General features: G+C 66.6%; 1 protein-coding gene. It reads left to right on the top strand.

What is annotated here, in order from left to right; all coding sequences use genetic code 11:
- Positions 1–1,127: molecular chaperone DnaK (dnaK, locus tag ACF1A1_RS39350; protein ID WP_392006999.1), on the top strand; the 1,127-nt coding region annotated here is incomplete at both ends.

The following is a 1,127-nucleotide window of genomic DNA, read 5'->3' as shown; positions in this document are numbered from 1 at the left end:
ACTAACTCCGTCGTCAGCGTTCTGGAGGGCGGCGAGCCCACCGTCATCACCAACGCCGAGGGTGCCAGGACCACGCCGTCCGTCGTCGCCTTCGCGAAGAACGGCGAGGTGCTCGTCGGCGAGGTGGCCAAGCGTCAGGCGGTCACCAACGTCGACCGGACCATCCGGTCCGTCAAGCGCCACATGGGCACCGACTGGAAGATCGGGCTGGACGGGAAGGACTTCAACCCGCAGCAGATCTCCGCGTTCATCCTGCAGAAGCTGAAGCGGGACGCCGAGGCCTACCTGGGCGAGAAGGTCACGGACGCGGTCATCACCGTCCCGGCGTACTTCAACGACTCCGAGCGCCAGGCGACGAAGGAGGCCGGCGAGATCGCCGGTCTGAACGTCCTGCGGATCGTCAACGAGCCGACCGCCGCGGCGCTCGCCTACGGCCTCGACAAGGACGACCAGACGATCCTCGTCTTCGACCTCGGCGGCGGCACCTTCGACGTGTCGCTGCTGGAGATCGGCGACGGCGTCGTCGAGGTGAAGGCCACCAACGGTGACAACCACCTCGGTGGTGACGACTGGGACCAGCGCGTCGTCGACTACCTGGTCAAGCAGTTCCAGTCCGGCCACGGCGTGGACCTGTCCAAGGACAAGATGGCCCTCCAGCGCCTGCGCGAGGCCGCCGAGAAGGCCAAGATCGAGCTGTCCTCCTCCACCGAGACCTCGATCAACCTGCCGTACATCACGGCGTCCGCCGAGGGCCCGCTGCACCTGGACGAGAAGCTCACCCGCGCCCAGTTCCAGCAGCTGACGGCCGACCTGCTGGAGCGCTGCAAGACGCCGTTCCACAACGTCATCAAGGACGCCGGCATCTCCATCAACGACATCGACCACGTCGTGCTCGTCGGTGGCTCCACCCGTATGCCCGCCGTCGCCGAGCTCGTCAAGGAGCTGACCGGCGGCAAGGAGGCCAACAAGGGTGTGAACCCGGACGAGGTCGTCGCCATCGGCGCCTCGCTCCAGGCCGGTGTCCTCAAGGGCGAGGTCAAGGACGTCCTGCTGCTCGACGTCACCCCGCTGTCCCTCGGTATCGAGACCAAGGGCGGCATCATGACCAAGCTGATCGAGCGCAACAC

Origin of the sequence: Streptomyces sp. NPDC014995 (assembly GCF_043080745.1) — a bacterium.
Lineage (GTDB): Bacteria > Actinomycetota > Actinomycetes > Streptomycetales > Streptomycetaceae > Streptomyces.
This window is presented reverse-complemented; position numbering and strand designations above follow the sequence as displayed.